Here is a 23,254-nt window from a genome sequence, read left to right as displayed (position 1 = left end):
ATTGCAAAAAACAATAATGAAAAAACTATTAACATATCAAATTGATTCTTTCACAAAAGAAAAATTCAAAGGAAACCCCGCTGGAGTTGTTGTAAACGCCGACGAACTAAATGATTACGAAATGCAACAGATTGCAAGAGAATTAAACAACTCAGAAACTGCATTTCTATTCGAAGCAGACAGCGACGATTGCGATGGCGTAATTCGTTATTTTACCCCAAATACCGAGGTGCCTATTTGCGGACACGCTACAATTGCGGCAATGTATGCAAAAGCAATCGAAGAAAAACTGGATTCCTGCATTTTAAGGTTTAAAACAAAAATTGGTATTCTTCCGTTTGAGGTTATCAAAGAAAATGGAGATTACCAAATTTTAATGACTCAGGGAAATTTTGAACTCGGCGATATTTTTGATGCAGCTATAACCCAAAAAATGATAACGGCATTAGGATTACAAAAATCAGATCTTGATGAAAGATGCCCCATTCAAATTGCCTCTACAGGACATTCTAAAGTAATGGTGGGTATAAAAAGTCGCGAGAAACTCAACACTTTATCTCCCAGTTATAATGATTTAGCCCAACTAAGCAAAGAAATAAATTGCAATGGGTATTTTGTTTTTACTTTAGATTCAAATGATCCTAATATTTTGACTTATGGCAGAATGTTTGCGCCCGCAATTGGCATAAATGAAGATCCTGTAACCGGAAATGCAAACGGACCACTTGGAGGTTATTTGGTACAAAACAATATTATTGATTTTAAAAATAATGTATTTGAATTTAACGGAAAGCAGGGTGAAAAAATAGATCGACTTGGTGTAATAAAAGTTAAAGTCGTAATCGAAGAAAACAAACCAAAATTGATTCAGATAAAAGGCGACGCTGTAGTTGTCTTTAGAGCCGAAATAGAAATCTAGTAGAACAATAGTTAAGTGAGATAAAAAACTATTATGATAATACGAGAAATTAAAAATACCGATTTTAGTGTTTTAAGAAAACTGTTTTTAAAAGAAAGACAGCATACTTTTTCCTGGCTTGATCCTTCAGAATTTAAATTAGATGATTTTGAAAAGCATATAAAAGGAGAATTGGTTTTGGTTGCTATTCACGAGGAAATTCCTGTTGGGTTTATTTCAATCTGGATGCCTAATAAATTTATTCATCACTTTTACGTCGATCAAAATTATCAGGGTAAAGGAGTTGGAACCTTATTATTAAATGCTGCAATTCAGGAAACACTTTTGCCAATTACCTTAAAATGTTTAGAGCAAAATACAAAAGCCGTTGCATTTTATAGACAAAAAGGCTTTGTCGAAAAAGAAAGAGGACCATCAGAACATGGGGGTTATATTTTATTCGAGTTGTTGGAAAGTAGTAATTAAAATAGCTAATTTTCAAAAACATATGAATCGACTTATTAATTAACCAACCAAAAAATGAAAATAAATACCATAATTCTTCTTGCGGGTTTACTGCTTATATTAGTTTCTATTTTTCTTTCTTATAAAAAAGCTCAAAAAAACCAACAATTTCAAACATTAGATCCTAACAAAATAATTCCGGGACCAATCGTCCATGATGACTTAAGTGAGGAACAAATCAAAAGAATAACAAAAATACAAGCTGCTTTTTCAGACATTTATCCAATATCATTAGAAGATACAATTACCAATTTTAAAAGAGATCAAAATCCCGATAGCGAAATTAGAGTTTGGGAAAATATGATGCATGCTTATGAAACATTCATTTCTAAAAACCCGGAAATTAATGTAGAAAAGAAATCAGAAGTTTTCAAATTGATTTTGACACGTTCTATGATGGATGAGAACAAAGTACGAGCTCAAAGAGAATTTAATCTATTGAACGAAAATGAAGTTAACGAGATATTTTCTTATTACACAAAAGAATCCAAACCTTTAATAATCGAAAAAAATCTTTAAAAAATAATGGCTAATACTTTCTACTCTTATTTAGCATTTATCACACCAACTTCAGATGCCAGTTTGACTGTTTTAAAAAACAATCTGAAAACTTTTTACGACAGACCAATAATAACAAACAAACCGGAAATTGTATTAGAAGACAACCAAATCAATATTCTATTTGATGATCAATATCAATTGTACATTGCATTTTCTGAAGAAGAATATGTAAATGAAGAAGCTCTCGAGATTGCAGAAGAACAGCAACTGGATTGGAATGAAAATACTTTTGATAAAGCAACATTAGAAACTTGCCGTAAAAGATTTGAGATTTGGGGCGATGACGATTTTGATATGGATTATTTTAATGACAGCTTGTTTGTCATCGAAGAAATAGAAAAATTTAGCGATGTAATTATTTTTGCAATGCAATAATTAGTCTGGATTTACACACTTTATTTTATCTGAATTTTTACTCTCCAATATTAATAAAACATAAACTTTTAAGAAATTAAAAAGACAATACGCAACCTTTTAAAGCTTTCTACATCTTTTTACTAAACCAATGTAAAAATCTATAACTATGAAAAAATTATTTTTCTTAATCGCAATTGTCTTACTTTGTTCTTGCAATAATGATGATAAAAACAATTCATCTCAAACTCAGTTGAAAGGAAAATGGAGCCTAAGGAATATTTCCGGTGGAATTAATGCCATGTCTTTGCCAAAACCTGAACAGCAAATTACAATCGAGTTTGGTGATAATATCCTAAAAACGTATAACAATGAAACTTTAACTAATACTCAGACTTTTTCTTATCAAACAAAAAAATCCATTTTTGGCGGTACCAAAAAAATGATAGCGGTTCAGAATAATCTAATAGCAAACGATATTCCTAAACTGCAATCTTTTGAAATTAAGGGTGATAAATTATACTTAAAAGATGAATGTTACGATTGTTACACCTACGAATATGCCCGAATAAATTCTGCGGAGTTTTAAACTACTCTAAATCAAAACGAAGATACAGTTTTTAAAAAAATCTACTTTCAGCAATACATATGAAAGCAGATTTTTTATTTTATCAATTCCTTTTTTAGTATCATACTATCTAATTTCTATTTTGGTTTTAATTTGTATTTTCGTTGAAAAGAAAAACCTTTACCTAAAAATATTTTATGGAAGAAACAATACTTGAAAAATCAGTTTTTGAAGAAGTCCCAACAGAAAAAATTTATACTGAAAAAGCAATTCGTGTTGGAACTTTTTTAGGAGGTCCGTTAGTTGCCGGATATTTTATGGCAGAAAATTTTAAAGTTTTTGGCGATTCTGAGAAAGCAAAAAAAACATGGATTATAACAATACTGGCGACACTTTGTATCTTTGCTTTAATCTTTTTTATTCCTGAAAATATTAGTGATAAGATTCCTAATATTGTTTTTCCTCTTATTTATATGAGTATTGCAGCTTATTATACCAAACTATATCAGGAAAAACAAATCAATGAACATATCGAAAATGGTGGCGAACATTTTAACTGGGGGCGCACAATCGTAATTTCGATAATCGGGATATCAATTCTTCTTGGTGCTGTTTTTAGTGCTTATTTTTTAACCGAAACTGCCAACGGAAGACTTACAGAATCAACAAAAACATATGGCGCAATGAAACATGAAATTGCGTATCAAAACAATATCAATGAAAATGAAGTCGATAAAATCGCCGAAGTTTTTCAAAAAACAACTTTTTTTGACGACGCCATAACAAAGTATGTTTATCTGGAAAAGATCAATAATAACTACGAAATATCTATTTCGTGCAACGAATCGGTTAAAGATGATGTAATAGCTTCACAGCCTTTTGTAGATTTAAGAAATGATATGCAAAAGTTTTTCCCGGATAATAAAATCATTTTCAAACTTGTTGTTAATGACCTTAATAACATGGTAAAACGGATTGAGTAATAAAGTACTAATAATGACCAAAAACTACAAAGAAACGGAAATAGAAGACACCACAACAATTGTAGGTAATCCTAATTTACTTTTACTTGGCTTGGGTATTTTTACTTTCCTGCTTTCTGCAACTATTACTTATTATACTTTTAATCCAAAATATTTTACTGCCGTTAATATCGAAAATACTTTTGTTTGGGTATTTGCCGGCTTGATTGCATTATTTGCTTTTTTAAGTGTTTATATGATTTTTACATTAAAGAAAGTTACGCTAACCAATACCGGGTTAAACATCTCATATCCGTTCTTAAATTCTTCCCGCGATATTATTTTTGATGATGTCTGCAAAGTTTACGATCAGGATTATAATATAAAAGGTTCCCACAATTACAGATTATATGATATATACAAAGGAAAAAAGATCGTAATAGAAATTTATGATGCTAAAAACATTGTTATCACTTCACTCGAAGTGACCAACTATGTGATTCTTGCTCAAAATTTAAAAAACGTTACAAAGTCTTATTTTAAGATAAAGACACCTTATTACGAGAATATTGTAAACACGCAGCGCTATGGCTGGTTTGTATTTTGGGTTTTCTTTATTTATTTTTTAATTGTTTATATCATCCACAGAAAATATTCCTGATTTTTTATGAAATGGGGTTAAGATAGCCCACATATTAAACGGATTTTATTCCTTTTTGTTTTGAAATAAAATCGTAAAAGTGGCTTAACGAATTTCCTGGCAAACCCGACAGGTTTTGAAAACCTGTCGGGTTTAGCACGTTCAAGAAACTCCGCAAAGAAGAGGTTAATCATTGTCTTTTATATGTGCGATTTTTCCCTTCGCTCGAAAAGACAAGATTGTGTAAACTTGTCAGACATTGCCCGTGGTTTCAACCAAGGGGTGTAATATTATCACGCCTCGTATTGTGTTCCCATGGTTGAAACCACGGGCTATGTTTGAAGATAGGAATTAAATGCGCATAACACTTTAAAATTGGGCTTTCACAAAAGTTCCTTACACTCTTGGTTTAAAACTTTGACTAAGTTTATAGTCACAAACCCGAAAGGTTTAGAACATTTAGGTTATAAACCCTAACCTTCATTTCTTATAAAAACTTAAACCTCTACTTTAGCCCAGATGGGAGTGATATCCTTTTTTGCCGTTGTTCGGCAGAAAAGATATAGCAGACAGCGGGACAAATGGTTATTGTAAATACTTTATCTGTCTGCTTATTATTAAATAAAAGCAAATTTTAACTAATAAAAAATAAATATTTATCGATAAACAATAAATTCATATATCTTTGCGCTATATCTTTTTAAATCAAAACATTATGTCAACAAAATCAGCTTACATTTTAAAGCTCCTGAACATCGTGTCATGGATTGCTTTTATCGGACTTTGCGTAAAAGCAGGTTCGCTTCTAGCCTCATACGGGGTTAGTATGTTTATTAATGAAGTTGGGGCAAAAAATCTGCCTTTAGGTTTAGATTTGTCAGCATTAAAAACTTATGATCAAATCGATTACTCGATTATGGTTTTCTGCCTTACCGCAATTACCATTTTTGAAGCGCTAATATTTTATGCAGTAATTCAAATTTTTCTGAAAATTAATTTTGTTAGTCCGTTTCATGAAAAAATTGGAAAACTGATTCAAAAAATGAGTGGTTTTTCACTTATTGTGGGGCTTTTGAGTAACGTAACCGTTTCGTATTCGGAAAAATTTACCACCATGGGAATCCAGCTTCCAAATTTAATGCAACATATAGGACTTGGAGATGCCTTTTTATTTTTTGCCGGCATTTTATATTTCATCTCACAACTTTTTGCAAAAGGAATTGAACTGCAAAAGGAAAGCGAATTAACCATATAAATTATGCCAATTATAGTAAATTTAGATGTTATGATGGCAAAACGAAAAATGTCATTGAATGAGCTTTCGGAAAAAGTCGACCTGACGCTTTCGAATCTTTCGATATTAAAAACAGGTAAAGCAAAAGCGGTTCGGTTTAGTACACTCGAAGCAATTTGCAAAGTTTTAGAATGCCAGCCGGGAGACATTTTAGAATTTATTCCTGAATAATTGAATTAGTTTTATTCGAATTTCGCATCAAAGAGAACTTTAAGTTCTCTTTATTGTTTTTATCTTGATACTAAAAACGTTTATATTGAGTTAACCCGAAGATAGTATAAGACCAAAAGGTTTGATGACATTTTTCCATATAAGGAATTTAACAACTATAGTTTTAAACCAAAGGGCGGCTTCTTTACTGTTTTTGTTTATGAATCTGTAGAATAATTCGTCTTATATACCCCTTAAAACTGTCTTTTTTAATCCCTAAAATATTGATTATTAAAGATTAAATTTGTTATGCTAATTTCTAAAATCAAATAAAATGAGTGCAACAGATTTTACCTCAACTATAAAAGTAGACCAATCTCCTCAGGAAGTTTTTGATGCCGTTACCAATGTTCGGGGTTGGTGGTCTGAAGAAATTGAAGGCAATACGGCTCAGCTTAACGATGTATTCGATTATCATTATGAGGATGTTCATCGCTGTAAAATAAAACTGATCGAGGTCATCGAGAATCAGAAAGTCGTTTGGCTGGTCGAAGAAAACTATTTTAAATTCACCCAAGACAAAACGGAATGGACAGGCACGAAACCTACTTTTGAGATTGCTGAAAAAGACGGTAAAACGGAACTCCTTTTTACGCATTTTGGTTTAACCTCAGAATACGAATGTTTCCAAATTTGCCGTGATGCCTGGACAAACTACATTCAGAACAGTTTAAAAAAGCTCATTACAACCGGAAAAGGCGAACCAAATGCAAATGGAAAACCACAGACAGAAAATGAGAAAAAATTGTCTGAAAAATAATTTTAAGCTTTTTGATTCCCATTTTTAGACTACAACAAAAATAGTTTTGGCTAAATCTGCCTGATGCATGTTGCGCAACTTTGTACTATAAAAATAGATACAAATGAAAATTACAATTACAGGTTCGTTAGGGAACATCAGCAAGCCACTGACTCAGGAGTTAGTGCAAAAAGGACATGAGGTTACGGTAATTAGCAGCAGTACTGAAAAGCAGGCCGAAATTGAAACTCTTGGGGCTTTGGCAGCCACTGGTTCTGTTGATGATGTAACTTTTTTAACCAAAGCTTTTACAGGCGCAGATGCGGTTTATTGTATGATTCCGCGTGCGAATTATTTTGATCCTAATCTTGATTTGGACGCTTTTACCCGTACAATTGGGAATAATTATGCCGAAGCTATTCAGAAATCGGGTGTAAAACGTGTCGTGTTTTTAAGTAGTATTGGCGCGCACTTAGAGCAAAATTCAGGGATTATTCAGCGTTATAATGAGATAGAAACGGTTTTGAAAAAGCTTCACGATGTTTCGATTACCTTTATGCGTCCAACTTCTTTCTTTTATAATCTGCTGGCTTATATTCCGGTGATTAAATCGCAAGGTATTATTGCAGCCAATTATGGCGCTGACAGAATGATTCCGTGGGTTTCTCCAAATGATATTGCCACCGCAATTGCTAAGGAAATTACAACTCCGCTTGACGGAAAAAAAGTTCGTTATGTGGTAAGTGAAGAACTTACGGGCGATGAAACAGTTCGTATTTTAGGTGAAGCGATAGGAAAACCGGATTTAAAATGGGTTTTAATCAGCGATGAAGAAACACTAAACGGTTTGGTAAACGTGGGAATCCAGCCTAAAATTGCCGAAGGTTTGGTCGAAATGTACGCCGGACTTTACAACGGTTTACTTGGTGAAGATTACAATAAAAACAAACCGGCAGAAATGGGAAAAACAAAACTAGCCAATTATGCCAAAGAATTTGCTGCTATTTATAACCAGAAATAAGTACCTTAGATTATGGCAAATCAGCAACCACACCGAATAAAAAGTATTAGCGAATTTCATGAGTTTAGGGATTTGCCCAAGCCTGAACATCCGTTAGTGAGCGTTTATAATTTTGAGGATATCAAACATCTAAATGAAGAGGAACCCAAAAGTTTGATGCTTGATTTTTACTCAATTGCATTAAAACGCCATGCTAATGCAACGATGCGTTATGGTCAGCAGGAATATGATTTTAAAGAAGGTGTTTTGTTGTTTATTGCGCCAGGTCAGGTATTTTCTATAGAAGGAAATGCCGAGCTGCAACATACAGGATGGTCATTATTGGTCCATCCTGATTTTTTATGGAATACGCCCCTGGCAAAAAAAGTCAAGCAATACGAGTATTTTGGGTATTCGGTTCATGAAGCTTTGCACCTTTCTGATAAAGAAGAAAAGATGATTATTGGTATTATAAAAAATATCCAGCAGGAATATCAGTCGAATATTGATAAATTCAGTCAGGATGTTATTATTGCACAAATCGAATTATTGCTTACTTATGCAGAGCGTTTTTATAACCGACAATTTATAACCCGTAAAATAAGCAATCATCAAATTCTGGCTCGTTTAGAGAACTTGCTCGACGATTATTTTGCCAGTGAATCTATGGCTAAAAAAGGTTTGCCAACTGTACAATATATTGCAGATGCTCTAAACATTACCCCCAATTATCTAAGCGGATTGCTAAAATCACTTACTGGTCAAAGCACGCAACAACACATACACGATAAACTGATCGAAAAAGCCAAAGAAAAACTTTCGACAACTAACTTGTCTATAAGCGAAATTGCTTTTGAATTGGGTTTTGAGCATCAGCAATCTTTCAGTAAATTGTTTAAAACCAAAACAAATGTATCTCCTTTAGAATTCAGACACTCCTTTAATTAGTTAAAAAGTGTTTTCGTAAAAATAGCGTTCATAATTTTCATAAATTCGTGATACTAAAATTGAAATTATGAATCCGATTTTCAGGAATACTTTGGCCGTCATTATTGGCCTTTTTGTTGGAAGCATTGTCAATATGGCTATTATTTTAATGAGTGGTTCAGTTATACCACCTCCAAACGGTACAAATGTTACCACTATGGAAGGATTAAAAGCGACGATGCATTTATTTGAACCTAAACATTTTATTTTCCCTTTCCTTGCACATGCCATAGGCACTTTTGCCGGTGCAGCAACAACAGCTTTAATTGCCGCCAGTCGCAAAACAGAATTGGCTTTGGTAATTGGAGCTTTCTTTTTGTTAGGAGGTATCATCAATGTCTGTACATTGCCTTCGCCAGTTTGGTATAACATTATAGATCTTGCATTTGCATATTTACCAATGGCTTATCTGGCTAGAAAATTAGTCGTTTCAAAAAAAGCTTAACTTTAAATTTTTCAAAATGAGCGAGAAATCAGTTTTAAGAAAACCGGCTAAAATGTGTTACGAACATATTGGCGGAAAATTGGGGCAGTTACTTGTAGAGAATTTTGCTGAAAAAGGCTGGATTGCAAAAAACAAAGCCATGGATAAAAACTATTATATTACAGATCTTGGACAAAAAGAATTTGAAAAATTAGGCATTGATATTTCACAAATCAAGTCTGAAGATTTATAAATAAAAACAATGAAAAAAGTTGGGCTCGTAGGCGGAACCAGTTGGGTTTCTACAATAGATTATTATAAATTCATAAACGAAGGCGTTAATAAAAAACTGGGCGGACTGCAATTTGCAGAATGTTTGATTTATTCTCTGAACTTTGGTGACATTCAGGAAAAAACCTGGCCAAACTCATACGAACTGGTATTGAATGCATGTCTAAGTTTGCAAAAAAGCGGCGTTGATGCCATTGTACTATGTGCCAATACAGCCCATATGCATGCAGACAAAATCGAAAAAGAAATTGACGTACCCTTAATTCATATTGGTACTGAAACTGCAAAAGCGATAACACAAGAAAAAATCACGACTGTTGGCCTACTAGGAACTTCATTTTCTATGGAAATGGATTTTTATAAAGACCGTCTAAAAAGTTTTGGATTAAATGTGCTAATTCCGGAAAGTCAGGAAAGTCGAAATTATATACAACAGGTTTTAAAACAAGAACTCGGTAAAGGAATTATAAATCCGGAATCGAAAGAAAACTATATCAAAATTGCAAACCAACTGATCGGTCGTGGCGCCGAAGGGATTATTTTAGGCTGTACCGAAATTCCGTTATTAATAGACCAATCTGATTTTTCTGTTCCTGTTTTTGATACCACAAAAATACATTCTGATGCCATTGTAAGCTTTATGCTTGCTTAAACATAAACTATTATCTATGAGCTATTTTGGCGGACTTGGCGCAGGAAAAGGCTGGAATAAATTTAATTTTATCCTTACACCTGACCAATTTGAATCAATTTTCAGTGAACTTAAATTCTACTTTGTTATTACAAACACAAGGGTTGCCATAGATTATACCGCAACGGATAAATCTTATGTCTTTGATGGTTACAAAGATTTTTATAATAAAATCATAATTGGTAACAAAGAATATGATCGAAAAGAACATTGGTTTTACGAGGATAAAATAAGGTTATCAATTACCGACGATATCAATAAAATTGGCTTTAAAGAAATTACAGACAAAAAAGGAACTCTTTCTGATTCCTTTAAATTGGTCGATCCAATAGAACCTGTAATTGATATCAGTCCTTTTTATCTTACCTTTTCTAAGGATAAAGAAAGTTTAAGCATTGCTTATATGAATACTGAAGGTACAATAGGCTTAGAACTCACTTATCCTAAAGTGGTAAGTTTTTCTACGGATAAATTCAATTCTGTTGTTGATACCAATCAGTTCAACAATACCTTGTTATTTAATGATTTAATAAAAAACATAAAAGCATTATCTAGTAAAGCAAAATTGCAAAGCAATACAAAACTATATCGCCCAAATTTCTGGATTAGTCCCGAAGCAAAAAAACTCATTAATGAAAATCGTTATCTAAAATCTAACTCATTAACTATCATTTAATACCACAAAATCGGATATGAAAAAGATTTCAAGACTATTGTTGCTTCTATTACTTGCGGTTTTATTAATAAACTGTGCTTCTTTTTCTAATACAGATTTTAAAAACGACTACACTAAAATAAACGAAAGTGAACTAAATTCATTTAACGGAAAATACAGTTTCTTCCCTATAAAGAAATTCGACAAAAAGAATGCAAATTCAGATTTTGATCTTTCTAAAAATGTCATCAACTCTTATAATTACACCACAAATGAAATTTTAAAGTTTGATGACCGCGATTCAATTTTAAATGGTCAGAATACATACCACATTCAGTTAAATATTCTTAATGATACAGAATTGAGCATTGAATTGTTTAAAAACAATATCAGCATAAAAAAACAGCAAATAAAAGGCGAGCTTAAAAAAGACGGTATGTTTTATCTCGACAACAAATACATGAAATGCAACGGAATTCCCTATCTATTTGGCGGATGCAATAACAATAAAAGACGTATTACGCTTTCTAAAAACAATAATTTAATTATAAACGAAGCCCTGGATAATACAGGTGCATTATTATTTCTTTTTTGGGCTGGCCAAAGTTATAATGGCGTGTATGAATTTAAACGTTTAGAATAAAAAGTAATCTCTTTTTGATTTTCTTAAATTCTTATTTTATAACTTAGTTAGCTTTTTAAATTTTAAAATCATGACTAAGAAAGAAATAGCCCAGGACTTTTTAAAACTCGCTGCAAACGGGCATTCTCACGAAGCATTTCGTTTGTATGTTGGTGATAAATTTAAACATCATAATGCTTATTTTAAAGGTGATGCCGATACATTGATGCTGGCAATGGAAGAATCTACAAGAACAAATCCGAATAAAGTTTTTAAAATTCATCATATTCTTGAAGACGGAAATCTCGTCGCCGTACATTCGCATTTAAAACAAACTCCTGCAGAACCCGGTTTTGCAGTTGTTCATATTCTTAAATTCAAAGCAGATAAAATCGTCGAATTCTGGGATTTAGGACAACCTGTACCAAAAGAAACAATTAATAAAAATGGAATGTTCTAGTTCTTAGTCGCAGTCGCAGTAAACAGTTTACAACCGGAACTGAAAACTGAGTGTTCACTGAGACTGACTGAAAACTGAGACTAAGACTGAAACCTGAAACTTGAAATAAAAAATAAAAAATGACTTCCAATCTTCGAATTACCTTTATATTATCCTCTATTCTTTTATTTTCCAGCAGTTTTTTATTTGCTCAGAAAAAAAACAATTATGCGTCTCAAATTGATAGTTTGATAAGCGTTAGCAATCCAATATTTAATGGCGTTGTACTGATTTCTAAGAACGGAAAAACAGTTTACAATAAAGTATATGGTTTTACCAATTTTGAAACCAGAAAATATTTAAAATCAGACAGTCAATTTGAAATAATGTCAAATACAAGACAAATCACGGCTGTTTTAATCTTAAAAGAAGTAGAACAAGGCCGAATTGACTTGCAGGTACCTATCAAGAAATATTTACCGCAATTAAACCAAACCTGGGCAGATTCTGTTACGGTTCACCAACTCTTAAATCATACGCACGGAATAGTTGATTTGAAAAAACCACTGGCGTTTAAACCCGGAAGTGACTTTAAATATGGCGATTTAGGCTATAGTTTACTGGGAAAAATAATTGAATCGGTTACTAAAAAAAGCTATTATGAAGTAGCAAATTCCTTTTTTAAAGAGCTAAAAATGACACATACACTTTGTCTTTCTGCAGCTCCAATCAAAAAATTAGTTTCCGGATATGTCAACAACAATAACGCTTTTAAATTAGTATCAAAAACGATGATTACTATAGAAAGTACTTCTTCTAACGGAATTGTTTCAACCGCAGGTGATCTAGCCATCTGGAACGAAAATCTTCATAAAGGAAAATTGCTGCAACCAGAAAGTTATCAATTACTGTTTAAGTACAATATAAAGGCTCAAAATAGTTTCTTCGGACCAGAAAAAATAGGTTACGGATACGGCTTTAGAATTGTTGATAAAGAACCTGTCAAATATGTGGGTCACACAGGCTTGGGTGATGGTTTTTCTTCTGTAAATTTATATTTTCCTGACAGTGATGTAAGTTTAATTATTTTAGAAAACCAAATGAATCAAAATCGTGATTTATTTTATGTTAATGAAATAAAAATCAAAAATATTCTGCTGAAAAGCAATTTGCTCAATAAAAAATAAATACAATGGCAAAGAATAAAACTACCGAAACCAACGAAAGTATTCTTGATTTTATAAATGCTTTTGTTGAAGACGAAACCAAGAAAAATGACGCTTTTGAACTTATTAAAATAATGCAGGAAGTGACTCATTTTGAGCCCAAAATGTGGGGCCCAAGTATTATTGGTTTTGGTAGTTATCATTATAAATATGCCAGCGGTCACGAAGGCGATGCGCCTCTTGTGGGGTTTTCTCCAAGAAAAGCAGCCATTTCTCTTTATGTTTATACTTCGCCGGACGATAAAGACGAATTGCTTTCTAAACTAGGAAAACATAAAGCTTCAAAAGGTTGTATTTATATTAAAAAATTAGCCGATATCGATGTTGAAGTTCTTAAAAATATGATTTCACTTTCTTTAGAAAATTTAAAAAAATTATATCCCTCAAATTAAATACCACCATGATCCTTACCTTAATAATTCTTTTGTTTGCCATTCTTATTTTTGTTTCACAGCATCCCAGATATGGTAAAAAACCATCAGGAGAAAGATTAGCTTTACTACAAAAATCTCCCAACTATAAAAACGGAAAATTCGAAAACATCCATTTTACTCCTGAACTCGCAGAGGGATATAGCTTCTCTAAAGTATTCTATGAGTTTTTATTTAAAAAAGTAGACCGTAAAATCCCAACAGATAGTATTCCGTCTGTAAAAACAAATCTACACGAACTTTCTATCGATCAGGATGTTTTGGTTTGGTTTGGGCATTCCTCCTATTACATTCAGCTTGAAGGAAAACGATTCCTTATTGATCCTGTTTTTAGCGGCAACGCCTCTCCTATTTACGGAACTACAAAAGCGTTTAAAGGAACAGATATTTATACCGCTAATGATATTCCGGAAATTGATTATTTATTGATCACACACGACCATTACGATCATCTTGATTATGCAACAATCAAGGCGCTGCAACCTAAAATAAAAAAAGTAGTTTGTGCACTTGGAGTTGGTTCACATCTTGAATTTTGGAAATTTTCCAAAGAAAATATCATCGAAAAAGACTGGAATGAGAAAGTAGAACTCGACCAGAATCTGACACTTTACACTACTCCATCCCGACATTTTTCAGGCAGAAGTATTGATCGCTGTAATACACTCTGGACATCATTTGTATTAGAAGCCAACAATTTTAAAATGTATCTGGGCGGCGACAGCGGTTACGATACGCATTATGCTGAAATTGGTAACAAATTTGGCCCTTTTGATATCGCACTTCTCGATAATGGCCAATATAATCCAGCGTGGAAATACATTCACAATCTACCTGAAGATGTTATAAAAGCCATGAAAGAGATAAAAGCGAAAAGAGTATTTCCGGTTCATAACTCAAAATTTCCTTTGTCTCTCCATTCCTGGGATGAACCTTTGATAAAAGTAACCGAATTGAATGCAGTTTCAGAAAATCCAATTCCGTTAATTACACCAAAAATCGGGGAACTAGTTGAACTCAGAAACGAAAATCAAGAATTTCAACAATGGTGGAAAGGGATCAGGTAATTTTTGATTGTAGATTGCTGATTGTAGATTGAAAACTGTGACTATTCAGTGAAAACCTGAAACCTGAAACAAAACAAACCTTGTAAAAAAACATGAACCAAAAAATATACCTTTTAGCAATTGCTTTTCTCATTACCTTAAATAGCTTCTCCCAAAACACTTACGTCTTTTTAGGAAGTTATAATCGGGATCTTACCGCAGAATCTATTCAGGTGTATCAATTAGACACTATAAAAGGAAAACTCCACAAAATAACTTCAGCAAAAAACATTATCAATCCGTCGTATTTGACTTTGTCGCCAAACGGAAAATACCTTTATGCCTGCACCGATACCAAAACGCCAAATGCAGGAAGTGTAAGCAGTTTTGAGTTTAATCCTGAGAACAAAACCCTGACTTTTTTAAACAAACAATCCAGTGGCGGTGAAAATCCTGTTTACCTCTCGATTCATAAAAGCGGAAAATGGCTGGCAAATGCCAACTATACAGAAGGAAGTGTTTCGGTTCACCCGATATTAGAAAACGGAAAAATAGATTCGATTGCACAGAATTTTCAATATACTGACGGAAGTATCAATAAAGAGCGACAAACCAAATCTCATGTTCATTCGGCTGTATTTTCGCCTCAAAATGATTATTTATTCCTGCCCGATTTAGGTGCCGATAAAATTCGCTGTTACCTTTTTGATGCAACCCAAAAACAACCATTAACAGAAACAAAAATTCCTTTTACAAAAACAGATTTAGAAGCTGGTCCAAGACATTTTACTTTTCATCCGAACCAAAAATTTGGTTATTGTATTGAAGAAATGGCAGGATCTATTAGTGTTTATCAATATCAAGATGGAACGTTAAAACAAATCCAACGCATCAATACTCATCCGGACACCATAACATCTGGTTTTGAAAGCTCAGACATTCATATTTCACCAGACGGAAAATTTCTTTACGCTACAAACCGAGGCAAAGAAAACAACATTGCCATTTTTTCTATTGATGAAAACGGACTTTTGAAAAACGTTGGTTATCAATCGACTTTAGGAAATCATCCACGAGTTTTTGCCCTTGATGAAACTGGAAAGTTTTTGATTGCCACAAATGTCACTTCCGGTAACGTAGTGGTATTTAAAAGAAATCAAATAACAGGATTGCTTAAAAAAGTGGGAAAAGAAGTTAAAATGGAGAATGTTTCTTGTATTCAGATTAAGAGAATTTAGCTTGTAATTGCCCGCGGATTTTACGGATTGAACTGGTTTGCACAGGTTTTTTATTTTTTTGTAGTTTCGGTTTCTCTAATAAAAGAAAATCTTTTTTTTAGGAGCTAATCCCGCACCCGAGCCTGAAAGTGCGAACTGGCGAAGCAATTCTTTTCAATCTTTTGTGGCGAACCACGCCACAAAAGGATTTCCACTCGAAGCCTCGGGACTATCGGGGCTAGGACAATCATTTTCATAACAATATTTTGGTCTAGTTTGTCATTTATAATCCTATAATCTGTGGCAAAAACTTCTTTCGCAGAAAACGAAAGTCAAATTTTTATTTTAAATTCGTGGCTCTTCGTCAAATTAGTGGCAAACAAAATTTAAAACTTTAAAAAATGACAAAATCAGCATTCAATTTACAACCTGAAATTTTAGAAGACGACATTACAAAATTAGTTCCACTACAGGAAAGTGATTTTGATGCACTTTTTAAAGTAGCCTCAGATCCATTAATTTGGGAACAGCATCCAATCAAAGACCGATACAAAATAGAAGTCTTCAGACCTTTTTTTGATGCAGCAATCACCTCAAAAAGCTCTTTTTTGATTTTAGATAAAAAAACAAATGAAATTATAGGTAATACCCGCTATTACGATTACGATCCGGAGAAATCCAGTATTGCCATTGGTTTTACCTTTATTGGCCGCAAATTCTGGGGTGGATTATACAATAAATCGAATAAAAAATTATTGATAGATTATGCATTGAAGCATGTAGATTCGGTACTATTTCATATTGGTACAGATAACATTCGTTCGCAAAAAGCAGTAGGTAAATTGGGAGCTGTAAACATTGGCGAAGTAAATAGTATTGGTAATGTTCCAGTCAATTTGCCTCATTTTGAATATGAGTTAAAGGTTGAAAATTATAAATTGTAAATAAAAAAGTTATGAGTTATGAATTGTAAGTCTGAATTTTTAATTGGATTTTTAATTGGATTTTTTAAAAAAAATTAGCTTCGAAACGTGCCTTTAGGTACCAAATATTGGTAGCAATTTGTATTCAAGATTCATTGGCGTGCCGTAGGTACGCAACAAAAATTTCCTATTGCGTACCTACGGCACGCTAAATCTCTTCTAATTCCTGTTTTTTCTACCAATCTTTAGTGCCTAACGGCACAAAATATAGGCTTTTAATCTTTGATTTTCATTACAATTTTCAACATTTAATGAATAACCAATAATAATTTCACTTCTAACATTTAACCTTTAACGAATAACATAAAACTTCTAACAATGAAAAGAATTACCGTTTTCTGCGGATCAAGTTTTGGTACAGAAGAAATTTACAAAGAACAGGCAACATTGCTGGGGCAAACCATGGCAAAACAAAATATAGAATTGGTTTACGGTGGTGCAAACGTAGGTTTAATGGGTGCTGTAGCTGATGGAGTTTTAAATGCAGGCGGAAAAGCAATTGGCGTTTTGCCTAACTTTTTAAGATCAAAAGAAATTGCACATTTAGGCCTAACCGAATTAATTTTGGTCGAAAGCATGCACGAAAGAAAAACCAAAATGAATGATTTATGCGATGGTGTAATTGCGCTTCCGGGTGGTTTTGGAACTCTTGAAGAACTTTTCGAAATGCTGACCTGGGCTCAATTAGGACTTCATAAAAAACCAATTGCGATTTTAAATATCGATGGCTTTTATGATTCTTTGATCGAATTAACAAAAGTCATGGTAGAAAAAGGTTTATTGAAAGAGGCTAATCAGCAAATGCTTTTGGTAAGCGATAGTATTGATGATTTATTAGAGCAAATGAAAAATTACGTGGCACCAACCAACGGAAAATGGATTGATGGAAAAAAGCTTTAGATTAATCTTGCATGTAATTAATTTTAAAGCTCCACCGGAGCAATATATTTATAGCAGATTTATTCTAAGATCCTATAATCAAGCTACAGCGGAGTGACATATTTATTTTTATTGAATAGATAAGTATTTCACCCCTCTGGGGCTCTTTTATTATGTAAACTTTTGATTCTCTATAGATATTTCGTCCCGCTGGGACTCGTTTATCTAATTTTTAAACTGCTTTTTATAATCACTTGGATTCAGTCCTGTATATTTTTTAAACAACCGATTCAGATGACTTGCATCACTAAAACCAAATTCATACACAATTTCGTTGATTTGCATATTGGTAAATTTCAATCTCGTTTCGATCAGTTTTATTTTATAGGCCATCGTATATTGCTGAATACTTTGTCCAGTTTTGATTTTAAAATATTCGCTGATATACGTAGGAGAAACATGAAATGCCGTTGCCATTTTTGTAGCTTTTAGTGCTTCAGGCTTATAAATATTCTGATGCACATAATTGAGCAGATCCAAACTTTCTTCTGTATTAGATGGCGCAAATGCAACTGGTGAAACAAGCGAAATATTCCTTGCAGCAATGGTAATAATAGTATTTAAGATCTGCTTGATGACTTCTTGCTGTTGCGGAAAACTACTCTTTTCTTCCCGAATCAAAGCCTCGATCATGGCTCTTAACAAAGGTTTATCTGTTATCGTTTTTAAAATACAGCCCGGTAAATGGTTATGATTATGAAAAATGAATTCCAGTTTCTGAATCCAGTCGTTGCTTTGTGTTTTAAGATAACTGTCCTGAAAACGGATAAAGAAAAACTTCGTCTTTTCGATCACTTCAAAACTATGCGTATCCTGCGGGAAAATCAAAAATAGTTTGTCAGAAGCATACGGCAATCTATGATCATTTATAATCTGGATTCCTTTTCCTTCCAATACAAAAACCATTTCAAAAAACGTATTCTTGCGTTCTTTGGCTTCATATTCTGAAACTTCCAAAAACTGAAGTTCAAAAGGATGGTATAAATTTCTAATTTCCATCTTACAAAAGTACAAAATATTCCAATGATTATACAAATTAAAGAAAGTGGTTCTTCTCAACTTTGTAATCTAAAATCATACAAAATATGGAAACAACTTCTTTTTTATTGCTACGTCTTGCCGTCGCTATCAGCATGTTTGGTCACGGATTAGTACGTTTGCCCAAACTAGTTACCTTCAGCAAATGGATGATTGGCAGTTTCGAAAATTCTATGCTGTCTAAATTCATCGTAACGCCTTTTAGCTACATTTTACCTATAGCCGAATTTGCCATTGGTTTACTTTTAATATTGGGCTTGCTTACAAAACCTTCCCTAGTAGCCGGAGGATTTGTTATGCTGGCTTTATTGTTTGGAACCTCAATGATTGAGAATTGGGAAGCCATTCCGTCACAATTAATTCACCTTGCCATTTTTGCTTTGCTATTACATTTTATCGATTCTAATAGTTGGGCCATTGATACTTTAATCAAAAAATAAAAATCATGAGTTCAAGAAGAAATTTTATCAAACAAACGGGAATTATTGGAATGGTCGGCATGATGAATCCAATAGATACATTCGCAGAAGTATCAAAAACAGAAACATTTTTGACACCAACAAAAACAAAATGGGCAGATGGCTCGAGATTAGTAGTTTCGATTTCGATGCAATTTGAAGCTGGCGGACAACCTGATAATGCAGAAAGTCCGTTTCCTCAAAACATACAAAAAGGATATATTGATCTTCCGGCCGCAACCTGGTACAATTACGGTTATAAAGCAGGAATACCAAGAATGTTGGACAATTGGGACAAACTTGGTGTGAAAGTTACCTCGCATATGGTGGGAACAGCGGTTTTGAAAAACCCGGAACTGGCCAAAGAAATTGTACAACGCGGACACGAAGCTGCAGCTCACGGTATGAACTGGAGCACGCAATATACAATGCCTTACGAAGAGGAAAAGAAATTTATAAAAGATGGTGTTGATGCGATCAAGAATGTAACCGGTTTTACTGCTATTGGTTATAATGCCAACTGGTTGCGCCGCGGACCAAATACATTGAATATTCTGCAAGAATTGGGTTTCAAATATCATATCGATGACATTAGTCGGGATGAACCTTTTATTATTCAGTTAAAAAACAAGGATTTTGTTGTAGTTCCTTATACCTTAAGATGTAATGATATTGTTTTGATTGAAGGAAAAAACTTTTCGGCAGATCAGTTTCTACAACAAGTTAAAATGGAATTTGATCAATTGTATGCCGAAAGCGAAACACAACGCCGACAAATGTCGATTAGTTTTCACGATCGTATTGGCGGAACTCCGCAAATGGTCAAAGCAGCAAATGATCTTATCAAATATATGCAACAGCACAAAGGCGTGAACTTTAAACGTAAAGATGAAATTGCCGAAATGGCGTTGCACGATAAAACTACTATAAGAGAATAAAAATATATATTTTGATATTTAAAAATCCATACAGGTTATAACTTGTGTGGATTTTTTTTGAAGGTATTTGGGATTTCTTTCTTAATTTAGAGGTCGTAAAAATTTGTTTCAAGTTTTTTTGTTTCAAGTTTACAGTCCAGTTGTGTCATTCCGAGGTACGAGGAATCTTCACAAGAAACTCGATAACAGTGCGTGCTCAGCTAGCGAAGATTCCTCGTACCTCGGAATGACAAGATTGGGTTTAAAACTTTAGTATTTACAAACACAAGTCAACAATGAAAGCAGAAAACAACCACTTCGCAAAAGCCGAAATGCTGATTAGAAAACCTGTTTCAGAAGTTTTTCAGGCTTTTACAGATCCGGACATTACCCGTAAATTTTGGTTTACAAAAGGTTCCGGAAAACTAGAACAAGACACCACAACCGAATGGACGTGGGAAATGTACGGGTTTTCATTAACGGTTACTACTCATGTTTTGCAGGAAAACCATAAGATTGTGATCGAATGGGGAAATCCCGATGAATCGACTTTAGTAGAATGGATTTTTAGTCCGTTGAACGAAAACGAGACTTTTGTGAGTATTACCAATTCAGGTTTAAAAGGTGATACCGACAAAATAATAGATCAGGTTCGTAATTCTACTGAAGGTTTTACTTTGGTTTTGGCTGGAGCCAAAGCATATCTGGAGCATAATATTTTGCTGAATTTGGTTTTGGATCGATTTCCTAAGGGATTGGCATAAAAAAAGTTTCAAGTTTCAAGTTTTTTTGTTTCAGGTTCGGTGCGAAAACTTGAAACCTGAAACTTGAAACAAAAACATTAAAAATATGGATACAAAGAAACCTGAAAATATCGACGAATATATTGGAACCTTACCAAATGACGTTCAGGAGATATTAGAAAAAGTAAGGGCAACGATTCAGAAAGCAGCGCCGGAGGCCAAAGAGAAAATCAGTTACTCGATGCCGGCTTTTGAGCAAAACGGCATCGTGGTATACTTTGCTGCTTATAAAAATCATATTGGATTATATGCTTTGCCAAGCGGTCACGAGGCTTTTAAAGACGAACTTTCGAAGTATAAATCCGGAAAAGGATCTGTACAATTTCCTCTCGATCAACCAATGCCGTATGATCTGATTACCAAAATTGTAAAATTCAGGGTAAAGGAAAACCTTGAAAAAGCAAAAAAGAAATAATTATAAATGGATTTAACCCAACATTACAATCAACTTTACAAAAAATCTTCCGAAACTATTCTGGCCGGTAGCTACAAATTAGATTCACAACTTAATAACGAATCTGATTCGCGGTTCGGAATCACATTGCTAATTCGACCAAACGAAACCATTAAAGAGAATATTCAGTTCTTTTTAGATGAATTAAAGGCCATTGAACCTCATCAATATTATTATCCTGATGCTGATATTCATACTACCGTGATGTCCATTATTTCCTGTTACGGCGGTTTTTCTTTAGATAAAATAAATGTTCACGAATATATCGACCTCATTCAGCAAAGTCTCGTGCATTTGGATAAAATAAAAATTGAGTTTCGGGGTGTTACAGCTTCTCCGTCTGCTATTATGATTCAGGGTTTTCCAACAGATGAATCTTTGAATAATTTCAGGAATAAACTTCGGGAGAACTTTAAAAAATCATCTTTAGAACAAAGTATTGATAGCCGATATAGCATTGCAACGGCTCATTCTACAGTAATGCGTTTTCAGGAAAAACTTCAAGATCCGGAAAAATTAATAGACATTCTAGAGAAATATCGCGATTATAATTTTGGAAATTTTAAAGTCGAAAATTTAGAACTTGTTTATAATGATTGGTATCAACGCGAAAGCAACACAATTCATTTAGCAGAATTTTACATAGCAAATTAAAGAACAACCACGAATTCACGAATTTTACTGAATAAATTCAAAAAAACTTTGTGTCTTTGTGTCTTCGTGGCAAAAAAACTACTTATTAAATTTTCCAAAATGCCATAAAACACCGGATGGATCGTGCAAAAAACATTCACTCCCCCAATCTAAATGCACTGTGGGAGTTAGCTTTACCCCATATTTTTCGGTTAAGTTTAAAGCCAATAATTGATTGTAATAATCATCGACATCCTCAACTTCAAGGAAAATCATGGTGTTTTCGATCCAGCTTTTATCATAATAATCCTGAAGATAAAAGGCCAAATCTCCTGTTTTAAAAACAGAAAACTTTGGATCTAAAACCCCTTCTTCGAAACCTAAATCACGGTAAAAACTTCTGGAAACTTCAAAATCTTTGGCTCCAATAAATGGTCGGATCGACAGGGCTTTGTGGTTCATAGTATTTAGTTTTAGAACTAATCTTTATATTCTGTCAAATTTAAGCAAATGATTCAATTCTATTATTTTTTATATCCATCAAAATACTACAATTCTGCTTGCATCCTTTTGTACTTCGACTGATTAAGTAATTGTCGGTCATTATTCAGAACATTTACAGTAATAAATTCTTTGTCCAATTGAGATTCAAAAAGCAGCTCTTTCTGTTTTATGGCTTTTTCGCTCAATAAATTGATATAAATAAAACTTTCTTTTATTTCAATTTTAAACTTAACCGGAAATGCTAAATTATTTTTTATTCTTAAATCTTTATAACCGTATACAATCGTTGCATCACAACCTAAGGGCGCAAATCTTGTTTCATTCGTATAAATATCAACAGAATGATTGTGTCTTTCTAAAATTTCTAAACCGGCAATTAAACTTATCTGGTATATAATTCCTGATACCTGGCACATGCCGCCTCCATTCTCTTCTACCAGGTGGCCGTTTACTAAAGTTCTGCTTTTCTTAAAATCCTGATTTGGGTTTCCTACCACTTTAAAAAAAGAAAAAATTTGATTGGGTTCAAGAACATATCTGTTAATTCTTTTTGAAGCCAGCAGAATATTATGCAGCTTATTATCAAAAGTCTTACTGGGTTTTATTTCCTGTGTTAATGTTATCGCATAACAAAAGTCAAAATCATTTTGGCATTTTTTTGAAAATCGAAATAAATCTTTGCTCAACAAATCCTTTTTAAATCGAAACAATAACTTAATGTAAATCTTGAGTGGTTTCAACATAT

32 protein-coding genes are annotated in these 23,254 nt (G+C 33.3%); 29 read left to right on the top strand and 3 right to left on the bottom strand.

Annotation, left to right across the window (positions count from 1 at the left end):
• Positions 1 to 16 precede the first annotated feature (16 nt).
• The 24 genes from IRZ78_RS06940 (at position 17) to IRZ78_RS06825 (ending at position 17,663) form a co-directional block, all read left to right on the top strand.
• Complete coding sequence (locus tag IRZ78_RS06940) at positions 17 to 919, top strand: PhzF family isomerase (protein ID WP_228520394.1); 903 nt, start codon at positions 17 to 19, stop codon at positions 917 to 919.
• 33 nt (positions 920 to 952) lie between these two features.
• Positions 953 to 1,384, top strand: coding sequence for a GNAT family N-acetyltransferase (locus IRZ78_RS06935; RefSeq protein ID WP_194615832.1), 432 nt, complete (start codon positions 953 to 955; stop codon positions 1,382 to 1,384).
• Positions 1,385 to 1,438: 54 nt separating this feature from the next.
• Positions 1,439 to 1,942: a hypothetical protein gene (locus IRZ78_RS06930; RefSeq protein ID WP_194615831.1), complete on the top strand. Its 504-nt coding sequence runs from the start codon at positions 1,439 to 1,441 to the stop codon at positions 1,940 to 1,942.
• Positions 1,943 to 1,948: 6 nt separating this feature from the next.
• Positions 1,949 to 2,359 (top strand): hypothetical protein, encoded by a 411-nt coding sequence (locus IRZ78_RS06925; RefSeq protein ID WP_194615830.1) that lies wholly within the window; start codon positions 1,949 to 1,951, stop codon positions 2,357 to 2,359.
• A gap of 148 nt (positions 2,360 to 2,507) precedes the next feature.
• Positions 2,508 to 2,927, top strand: coding sequence for a hypothetical protein (locus tag IRZ78_RS06920; protein WP_194615829.1), 420 nt, complete (start codon positions 2,508 to 2,510; stop codon positions 2,925 to 2,927).
• Positions 2,928 to 3,103: 176 nt separating this feature from the next.
• Positions 3,104 to 3,889, top strand: coding sequence for a hypothetical protein (locus IRZ78_RS06915; protein ID WP_194615828.1), 786 nt, complete (start codon positions 3,104 to 3,106; stop codon positions 3,887 to 3,889).
• A gap of 13 nt (positions 3,890 to 3,902) precedes the next feature.
• The gene (locus IRZ78_RS06910; RefSeq protein ID WP_194615827.1) at positions 3,903 to 4,529 is read left to right on the top strand and encodes a hypothetical protein; all 627 of its coding nucleotides are present in this window, start codon (positions 3,903 to 3,905) and stop codon (positions 4,527 to 4,529) included.
• A 694-nt stretch (positions 4,530 to 5,223) separates the two neighbouring features.
• A complete protein-coding gene (locus IRZ78_RS06905) occupies positions 5,224 to 5,763 on the top strand; it encodes a DUF2975 domain-containing protein (protein WP_194615826.1) in 540 nt (179 codons plus the stop codon).
• 3 nt (positions 5,764 to 5,766) lie between these two features.
• Entirely contained in the window at positions 5,767 to 5,973 is a 207-nt protein-coding gene (locus tag IRZ78_RS06900; protein WP_173971866.1) for a helix-turn-helix transcriptional regulator, read from the top strand.
• 313 nt (positions 5,974 to 6,286) lie between these two features.
• Entirely contained in the window at positions 6,287 to 6,772 is a 486-nt protein-coding gene (locus tag IRZ78_RS06895; protein WP_194615825.1) for an SRPBCC domain-containing protein, read from the top strand.
• A gap of 103 nt (positions 6,773 to 6,875) precedes the next feature.
• Entirely contained in the window at positions 6,876 to 7,772 is an 897-nt protein-coding gene (locus tag IRZ78_RS06890) for an NmrA family NAD(P)-binding protein (protein ID WP_194615824.1), read from the top strand.
• Between the two features lie 12 nt (positions 7,773 to 7,784).
• On the top strand, positions 7,785 to 8,699 hold the full coding sequence (locus IRZ78_RS06885) for a response regulator transcription factor (RefSeq protein WP_194615823.1): 915 nt from the start codon (positions 7,785 to 7,787) through the stop codon (positions 8,697 to 8,699).
• Between the two features lie 67 nt (positions 8,700 to 8,766).
• Positions 8,767 to 9,183, top strand: coding sequence for a hypothetical protein (locus IRZ78_RS06880; protein ID WP_194615822.1), 417 nt, complete (start codon positions 8,767 to 8,769; stop codon positions 9,181 to 9,183).
• Positions 9,184 to 9,199: 16 nt separating this feature from the next.
• A complete protein-coding gene (locus tag IRZ78_RS06875) occupies positions 9,200 to 9,415 on the top strand; it encodes an ArsR family transcriptional regulator (RefSeq protein WP_194615821.1) in 216 nt (71 codons plus the stop codon).
• Positions 9,416 to 9,424: 9 nt separating this feature from the next.
• The gene (locus IRZ78_RS06870; RefSeq protein ID WP_194615820.1) at positions 9,425 to 10,105 is read left to right on the top strand and encodes an amino acid racemase; all 681 of its coding nucleotides are present in this window, start codon (positions 9,425 to 9,427) and stop codon (positions 10,103 to 10,105) included.
• A 16-nt stretch (positions 10,106 to 10,121) separates the two neighbouring features.
• Complete coding sequence (locus tag IRZ78_RS06865) at positions 10,122 to 10,820, top strand: hypothetical protein (protein ID WP_194615819.1); 699 nt, start codon at positions 10,122 to 10,124, stop codon at positions 10,818 to 10,820.
• A 16-nt stretch (positions 10,821 to 10,836) separates the two neighbouring features.
• Positions 10,837 to 11,442: a hypothetical protein gene (locus IRZ78_RS06860; protein ID WP_194615818.1), complete on the top strand. Its 606-nt coding sequence runs from the start codon at positions 10,837 to 10,839 to the stop codon at positions 11,440 to 11,442.
• Between the two features lie 70 nt (positions 11,443 to 11,512).
• Positions 11,513 to 11,881 (top strand): nuclear transport factor 2 family protein, encoded by a 369-nt coding sequence (locus IRZ78_RS06855; protein ID WP_194615817.1) that lies wholly within the window; start codon positions 11,513 to 11,515, stop codon positions 11,879 to 11,881.
• A gap of 119 nt (positions 11,882 to 12,000) precedes the next feature.
• Positions 12,001 to 13,047, top strand: coding sequence for a serine hydrolase domain-containing protein (locus tag IRZ78_RS06850; RefSeq protein ID WP_194615816.1), 1,047 nt, complete (start codon positions 12,001 to 12,003; stop codon positions 13,045 to 13,047).
• Positions 13,048 to 13,052: 5 nt separating this feature from the next.
• The gene (locus IRZ78_RS06845) at positions 13,053 to 13,478 is read left to right on the top strand and encodes a DUF1801 domain-containing protein (protein WP_194615815.1); all 426 of its coding nucleotides are present in this window, start codon (positions 13,053 to 13,055) and stop codon (positions 13,476 to 13,478) included.
• Between the two features lie 8 nt (positions 13,479 to 13,486).
• Positions 13,487 to 14,584, top strand: a complete 1,098-nt coding sequence (locus IRZ78_RS06840; RefSeq protein WP_194615814.1) for an MBL fold metallo-hydrolase — start codon at positions 13,487 to 13,489, stop codon at positions 14,582 to 14,584.
• A 92-nt stretch (positions 14,585 to 14,676) separates the two neighbouring features.
• Positions 14,677 to 15,801 carry a lactonase family protein gene (locus IRZ78_RS06835; protein ID WP_194615813.1) on the top strand — a complete coding sequence of 375 codons (1,125 nt, stop codon included), beginning with the start codon at positions 14,677 to 14,679 and terminating at the stop codon, positions 15,799 to 15,801.
• Between the two features lie 380 nt (positions 15,802 to 16,181).
• Entirely contained in the window at positions 16,182 to 16,724 is a 543-nt protein-coding gene (locus IRZ78_RS06830; RefSeq protein WP_194615812.1) for a GNAT family N-acetyltransferase, read from the top strand.
• Between the two features lie 357 nt (positions 16,725 to 17,081).
• Complete coding sequence (locus IRZ78_RS06825) at positions 17,082 to 17,663, top strand: TIGR00730 family Rossman fold protein (protein WP_194615811.1); 582 nt, start codon at positions 17,082 to 17,084, stop codon at positions 17,661 to 17,663.
• A 204-nt stretch (positions 17,664 to 17,867) separates the two neighbouring features.
• Here IRZ78_RS06825 and IRZ78_RS06820 read toward each other — a convergent pair whose 3' ends face one another.
• Positions 17,868 to 18,701 (bottom strand): AraC family transcriptional regulator, encoded by an 834-nt coding sequence (locus IRZ78_RS06820; protein WP_194615810.1) that lies wholly within the window; start codon positions 18,699 to 18,701, stop codon positions 17,868 to 17,870.
• An 86-nt stretch (positions 18,702 to 18,787) separates the two neighbouring features.
• Between IRZ78_RS06820 and IRZ78_RS06815 the strand changes: the two genes are divergently transcribed.
• The 5 genes from IRZ78_RS06815 to IRZ78_RS06795 all read left to right on the top strand — a co-directional run bounded on the left by IRZ78_RS06815 (position 18,788) and on the right by IRZ78_RS06795 (position 22,026).
• A complete protein-coding gene (locus IRZ78_RS06815) occupies positions 18,788 to 19,180 on the top strand; it encodes a DoxX family membrane protein (RefSeq protein WP_194615809.1) in 393 nt (130 codons plus the stop codon).
• A gap of 5 nt (positions 19,181 to 19,185) precedes the next feature.
• Positions 19,186 to 20,136, top strand: a complete 951-nt coding sequence (locus IRZ78_RS06810; protein ID WP_194615808.1) for a polysaccharide deacetylase family protein — start codon at positions 19,186 to 19,188, stop codon at positions 20,134 to 20,136.
• A 275-nt stretch (positions 20,137 to 20,411) separates the two neighbouring features.
• Positions 20,412 to 20,879 (top strand): SRPBCC family protein, encoded by a 468-nt coding sequence (locus IRZ78_RS06805; RefSeq protein ID WP_194615807.1) that lies wholly within the window; start codon positions 20,412 to 20,414, stop codon positions 20,877 to 20,879.
• A gap of 85 nt (positions 20,880 to 20,964) precedes the next feature.
• Entirely contained in the window at positions 20,965 to 21,333 is a 369-nt protein-coding gene (locus IRZ78_RS06800) for a DUF1801 domain-containing protein (protein WP_194615806.1), read from the top strand.
• Positions 21,334 to 21,339: 6 nt separating this feature from the next.
• Entirely contained in the window at positions 21,340 to 22,026 is a 687-nt protein-coding gene (locus tag IRZ78_RS06795; protein WP_194615805.1) for a mutarotase, read from the top strand.
• Between the two features lie 78 nt (positions 22,027 to 22,104).
• Here IRZ78_RS06795 and IRZ78_RS06790 read toward each other — a convergent pair whose 3' ends face one another.
• Both IRZ78_RS06790 and IRZ78_RS06785 read right to left on the bottom strand, forming a co-directional pair.
• Positions 22,105 to 22,467, bottom strand: a complete 363-nt coding sequence (locus IRZ78_RS06790) for a VOC family protein (protein WP_194615804.1) — start codon at positions 22,465 to 22,467, stop codon at positions 22,105 to 22,107.
• Positions 22,468 to 22,553: 86 nt separating this feature from the next.
• A complete protein-coding gene (locus IRZ78_RS06785) occupies positions 22,554 to 23,195 on the bottom strand; it encodes a VanW family protein (RefSeq protein ID WP_194615803.1) in 642 nt (213 codons plus the stop codon).
• Positions 23,196 to 23,254: the final 59 nt, after the last annotated feature.

The sequence above is a fragment of the Flavobacterium sp. CSZ genome, from assembly GCF_015350725.1.
Lineage (GTDB): Bacteria > Bacteroidota > Bacteroidia > Flavobacteriales > Flavobacteriaceae > Flavobacterium.
This window is presented reverse-complemented; position numbering and strand designations above follow the sequence as displayed.